Raw genomic sequence first — 6225 nt, 5'->3', positions numbered from 1 at the left:
TTTACGATAAATTATACTCGCTTAACGATGTGTCCAGTATTAGTGGTAGGGATCAGTTTCAAGGGCACAATCACAAGACCCCTGGATCATGGGTAGCGTCAAGCGGCAGGAAAGCTTAGATGCCATGAGCGTAGCGGCGGGATCATTGCCTGATCCCTCTGTAAGTATCGGCTTAGCCAATGTGCCAATCGACAGTTTTAATTTCTCGCAAGAGGGGATGACGCAATTTAAGGTTGGCGTGAGCCAAATGTTCCCGCGAGGAAAAAGCCTAATGTATAAGCGCGAAAAGCTTGAGAAGCTAGGTCAGATGCAGCCTTTTGCTCGTAAAGATAGAAGTGCGCAAGTCGCTGTGACTGTGTCCCAGCTTTGGTTGGATGTATATCGCTATCAGGCGACTATAAAGCTTATTGAGCGCGATCGTTCTCTATTTGAATATCTTGTCGATGTTGCGCAGTCGAGCTATTCAACCGGGGCGGGGAAAACTCGGCAACAAGATTTGATCCGAGCACAGCTTGAGCTAACGCGATTAGACGATCGCTTAGCAACGCTGCACCTGCAAAGTGATGCACATCTTGCTAGGCTGGGAGAGTGGATTTCTGATCCGAACATTGAAGTTCAAAAGCCCCTCAATATGTCTTCAGTTATTGCTTTGCAGTCTCGCGAGTTGATTCTTGAGCCTAATCGTTCTGTGAAGCTGGCTGAGTTAGCCGAAACACTGGGTAACCACCCAAAAGTTAAGCAGGTTGATCAAAAAATAAGTGCTTTTGGGGCCAACGTTGAACTGGCTGAGCAAAGCTATAAACCTCAGTGGGGTGTTAATGCGAGTTATGGCTATCGTGATCAAACCCCAATGGGAGATGATCGTTCCGACTTTTTTTCTGTCGGCGTGTCCTTTGACGTTCCTTTGTTTGCAGGAAACCGCCAAGACAAGACAGTTCAGGCTGCGGTGGCTGATCGCGAGTCTGTGAAAACAGAAAGAGCCTTAATACTTCGCCAGCTTAAATCAGGGTTTGAAACTGCGGAAGCTCAGTATTTACGGCTTATAGAGCGTAAATCACTCTTCGATACACGTTTACTCAAAGAAATGTCTGAGCAAGCGGAGGCTTCACTGTCGGCCTATACCCATGATGATGGTGATTTTGCTGAGGTGGTACGTGCTCGCATTGCCGAATTGAATGCGCGTATTGAAGCCTTAAATGTGAATATCGAGATACAAAAAAACATTGCTCAGCTGAATTGTTTTCAGGTGGGGCAGGGCATCAATAATCAAGCTGGAACCGTCAATACATCCAAGGCGACGGCGCTCGATACTAGCTCAGTAATTGGAGACGAACATGAGTAAATCCAACCTTTTAAAGCCCACAATATTGGCCGCCGCGATTGGAGGTATTGTTTTAGGAAGTGCTCTCACTTTTACATTAAGTGGCGGTGGTAGCGACAATGCTGGCGATAACGTAAACGCGGAAGCTAAAAAAGATCCCTTATATTGGGTTGCCCCAATGGATCCGAATTACCAAAGAGATAAACCTGGAAAATCTCCAATGGGAATGGATTTGATTCCTGTATATGAAGGCGGTAAAAAGGCTAACGATGCGGGGCCGGGCACCATCAATATCTCACCCGATGTCGTTAATAATTTAGGCGTTCGTACAGGGCTTGCTGAAAGAAAACCGCTTCATACTGAAATTGTGACGGTAGGCTATGTGCAATATGACCAAGATAAGTTGGTTCATATTCACCCACGTGTATCAGGCTGGATAGAAAAGCTGTATGTAAAGGCCGCCGGCGATCCCGTGGAAAAAGGTGGCCCATTGTATTCACTCTATTCGCCCGAGCTTGTCAATGCGCAAGAGGAGCTGGTGTTGGCGCTAAATCGTAATAATCAGCGTTTAATTCAAGCCTCTGAAGATCGTCTTAGAGCGCTACAAATCCCCGAATATTTTATTAAAAAGCTTAAAAATGAACTTAAAGTACAGCAAACGGTTACGTTTTATACGCCTCAAAATGGTGTGGTAGATAATCTTAATATTCGGGAAGGGTCTTTCGTTAAACCAGGCACCACCATGCTCAGTATCGGTGCTCTGGATGAGGTATGGGTAGAGGCAGAAGTGTTTGAGCGGCAAGCGTCGTTAGTCAAGGTGGGTGACCCTGTGACCATGACACTGGATTATCTGCCAGGAAAAAAATGGACAGGAAAAGTGGAGTATATTTATCCGACCTTGGACAGTAAAACGCGAACCGCGCGAATTCGATTAAGTTTCGATAACGCTGCTCGTAAACTAAAGCCCAATATGTTCGCTCAGGTTGTTGTCCATTCGGACAGCTCGGATCTACTATTAGTAATTCCGCGTGAAGCGCTAATCCGTACCGGAAGTCAAGACCGTGTTGTGCTTGCCTTAGGTGATGGGAGCTTTAAGTCCGTTGAGGTTGCCGTGGGTCGTGTGAATCAAACGGTTGCTGAAATCATAGAAGGGCTCGAAGACGGAGAGAAGATTGTCACCTCGGCGCAATTTCTTCTTGATTCAGAATCCAGTAAGGTTTCTGATTTTAAACGAATGCATCACGGCGATGATGTACCTGACGCTGTATGGATACCGGCTGAAATTACAAATTTAATGTTGGATCATCGTATGGTGACGGTACGACACGAGGCTGTCGATGTGTGGGATTGGCCGGCAATGACCATGGATCTTACTGTTGCAGACAAGGTGGATCTCGCCCCCCTTAAGCCAGGCACGATTTTACACATGGAGGTAACTAAGAGGGGGGATAAGGAATATGAAATTACCGCCACCCACATTATTTCAAACGCTACCGATATCAAAGCGCCAAAAAATGACTCGCAAGACACTGCAGATCACTCAATGATGGATCATTCCACCATGAATCACAGTGATAAAATGGATGTGACAGAGGACCATTCAAAAATGAATCATGGTGATACAGGGAATTCAAAAATAGATCATTCAAAAATGGATCACTCAAGTCATACAGAAAAGAGTGGGGAGTAGGTGATGATTGAGTCAATTATTCGCTGGTCAGTTAGTAATCGTTTTTTTGTCTTGCTGGCAACTGCAATTCTTGTGGGTGTAGGGCTTTTCTCGCTTAAAAAAACGCCAGTAGATGCATTGCCTGATCTCAGTGATGTACAGGTAATTATCAAGACTTCCTACCCAGGGCAAGCGCCACAAGTCGTCGAAGATCAAGTTACTTACCCCTTAACGACGGCCATGCTTTCAGTGCCTGGAGCCGTTACCGTACGAGGCTATTCATTTTTTGGTGACTCATACGTCTATATTATTTTTGATGAAGACACCGACTTATATTGGGCGCGTAGCCGTGTATTAGAATACTTGAGTCAGGTTGCGCCCTTGTTGCCTGACGCTGCGAAGCCGCAATTAGGGCCCGACGCTACGGGTGTTGGTTGGGTTTATATCTACTCGCTGATCGACCGTACTGGCCAAAACGACTTAAGCCAATTACGTAGCTTGCAAGACTGGTTTTTGAAGTTCGAATTGCAAACGGTGCCTGGCGTTTCCGAAGTGGCAGCACTTGGTGGCATGGTGAAACAATACCAGGTCACGGTGGACCCTGAAAAATTACGGGCGTTTGGTATTCCGCTCTCGCACATTCAAATGGCCATTAAACGCGCCAATCAAGAAGTGGGCGCTTCGGTCGTTGAAATGGCAGAAGCCGAGTATATGGTCAGGGCTTCAGGGTATTTAGAAAATGAATCAGATATTGCCAGTATTCCCTTAGGCGTGAACGAAAACGGCACACCACTGCTATTAAAAGATGTTGCGGATATTGGTCTTGGGCCGCAAATGCGACGTGGTATAGCCGAATTAAACGGCGAAGGTGAAGTAGTTGGTGGCGTAGTGGTGATGCGTTTTGGTGAAAATGCGCAAACCACCATTGATGGCGTCAAAGCGAAACTGGAACAGTTAAAACAAGGGTTGCCGGAAGGTGTTGAAATTGTCACGGTCTATGATCGATCAGGCCTGATTGAAAAAGCCGTTGAAAACTTATGGCACAAACTGTTGGAAGAGTTCATCGTTGTCGCACTTGTGTGCATGGTATTTCTTTTCCATGTGCGCTCTTCTCTCGTCGCAATTGTTAGCTTACCCGTTGGTATCCTCACCGCGTTTATTATCATGCATGCGCAAGGAATCAATGCCAACATTATGTCTTTGGGTGGCATTGCCATTGCTATTGGCGCCATGATCGACGGTGCTATTGTAATGATTGAAAACATGCATAAACATATGGAGGAAACGCCACTCACAAAAGAAAATCGTTGGCAAGTTGTTGCGGAATCCGCCTCTGAAGTAGGGCCTGCACTGTTTTTTAGTTTGTTGATAATAACGGTTAGTTTTGTGCCCGTGTTCACACTTGAGGCTCAGGAAGGGCGAATGTTTAGTCCGTTAGCCTTTACAAAAACGTATGCGATGGCGGCTTCAGCGGCCCTTGCAATTACGCTTGTTCCGGTATTGATGGGCTATTTTATTCGCGGAAAAGTATTACCCGAACATAAAAACCCCGTTAATCGATTACTCACGGCCGGCTACATGCCATTACTGAGAAAGGTATTGGCATATCCAAAAATGACTTTAGTGCTCGCGCTATTGGTGCTTTCTACGGTTATGTGGCCGCTTGGAAAAATCGGCAGTGAGTTTATTCCTCCATTAGATGAGGGCGACTTGATGTATATGCCGACGACGTATCCTGGAATTTCGATTGGTAAAGCTCGGGAGTTACTTCAGCAAACGGATAAGTTGATTGCGACCGTGCCCGAGGTGAAGACTGTCTTCGGAAAAATAGGCCGTGCAGATACCGCAACAGATCCCGCTCCATTAACCATGATTGAAACGTTTATTCAGCTAAAACCACGCGACCAGTGGCGCGAAGGCATGACGACTGAAGGCTTGAAAAAAGAGCTAGATGCACTGGTGAAATTACCGGGGGTTACTAACGCCTGGGTTATGCCGATAAAAACGCGTATCGACATGTTAGCGACAGGTATAAAAACCCCGGTTGGCATAAAAATAGCGGGCCCTGAGTTATCAGTTATTCAAGATATTGGTAAGCAGCTTGAGGTGATACTAAAAGATGTAGAAGGTACGGCTTCTGTGTACTCAGAGCGTGTGGCCGGTGGACGATACTTAAATATCGATATTGACCGGGATAAGGCAGCACGGTTTGGGTTAAATATTACAGATGTCCAGCAAGTTATTTCATCTGCTATAGGTGGGATGAATGTCACCCAAACGGTAGAGGGCTTAGAGCGTTATCCGGTAAATCTTCGTTACCCACAATCGTACCGTAACTCACCAGAACAGCTGAAACTTTTGCCGATTATCACACCAACAGGTGAGCGCATTGCATTAAGTGATGTATCCACAATTACTATTGCTGATGGGCCGCCGGGTATTAAAAGTGAAAATGCCCGTATTAACGGCTGGACTTTTGTTGACATTGAGGGCATTGATGTTGGTACCTATGTGGTTGATGCCCGTAAAATAGTTGCCGAACAACTCGACCTTCCCGCCGGATACTCAGTAGTCTGGTCGGGTCAGTATGTGTATATGGAGAGGGCCAAGGAAAAGCTCACCTATGTAATTCCGTTAACGTTGGCGATTATAGCAATCCTGTTGTTTATAAATTTTAGAAGCTTTGCAGAGGTCGGTATTTTAATGGGAACGCTACCATTTGCCTTGATCGGTAGCATTTGGCTGATGTATTGGCAAGGTTTTAATTTCTCTATTGCGGTAGGGGTGGGCTTTATCGCCTTGGCAGGTGTTGCCGTCGAAATTAGCGTGATTATGTTAGTTTACTTAAATCAGGCCTGGGTGCGCGCAAAAGAGGACGCTGGTGGAAAGCTGACTATCAATCAACTCGAAACGGCCATTATTCAAGGTGCAGGCATGCGTGTTCGTCCTGTGATGATGACCGCTGCGGCGGTAACCGTGGGGCTACTGCCTATTCTCTACGGAACTGGAACGGGGTCGGAGGTGATGAGCCGTATTGCAGCACCCATGGTGGGAGGTATGATTAGTGCGGTATTTTTAACACTGCTTGTATTGCCTGCTGTTTATTTTCTATGGAAGCGTGCTGCCTCTCAGTAGTTAATTATTCATAATATCGATGTGACGAAGCGGAAAATCGCTTCGTCTTTAATGAAATTACTACAGTCAGCTAGGTGTACCATTAACCCGTTGAAGGATT

General features: G+C 46.0%; 3 protein-coding genes and 1 pseudogene. All 4 read left to right on the top strand.

The window, feature by feature from the left end:
• Positions 1-67 precede the first annotated feature (67 nt).
• Positions 68-571, top strand: a pseudogene (locus AACY82_RS08420) (TolC family protein); the annotation flags it as partial.
• Between the two features lie 60 nt (positions 572-631).
• Positions 632-1342, top strand: a complete 711-nt coding sequence (locus tag AACY82_RS08415) for a TolC family protein (RefSeq protein WP_339616355.1) — start codon at positions 632-634, stop codon at positions 1340-1342.
• Positions 1335-3011 carry an efflux RND transporter periplasmic adaptor subunit gene (locus tag AACY82_RS08410; RefSeq protein ID WP_339616342.1) on the top strand — a complete coding sequence of 559 codons (1677 nt, stop codon included), beginning with the start codon at positions 1335-1337 and terminating at the stop codon, positions 3009-3011. Before AACY82_RS08415 ends, AACY82_RS08410 begins: the two co-directional genes overlap by 8 nt.
• A gap of 3 nt (positions 3012-3014) precedes the next feature.
• Positions 3015-6125: an efflux RND transporter permease subunit gene (locus AACY82_RS08405; RefSeq protein WP_339616341.1), complete on the top strand. Its 3111-nt coding sequence runs from the start codon at positions 3015-3017 to the stop codon at positions 6123-6125.
• Positions 6126-6225 lie beyond the last annotated feature (100 nt).

Source organism: uncultured Gilvimarinus sp. (assembly GCF_963972205.1).
Lineage (GTDB): Bacteria > Pseudomonadota > Gammaproteobacteria > Pseudomonadales > Cellvibrionaceae > Gilvimarinus > Gilvimarinus japonicus.
The sequence above is the reverse complement of the archived record's forward strand: the minus strand, read 5'-3'. Positions and strand labels throughout refer to the sequence as shown.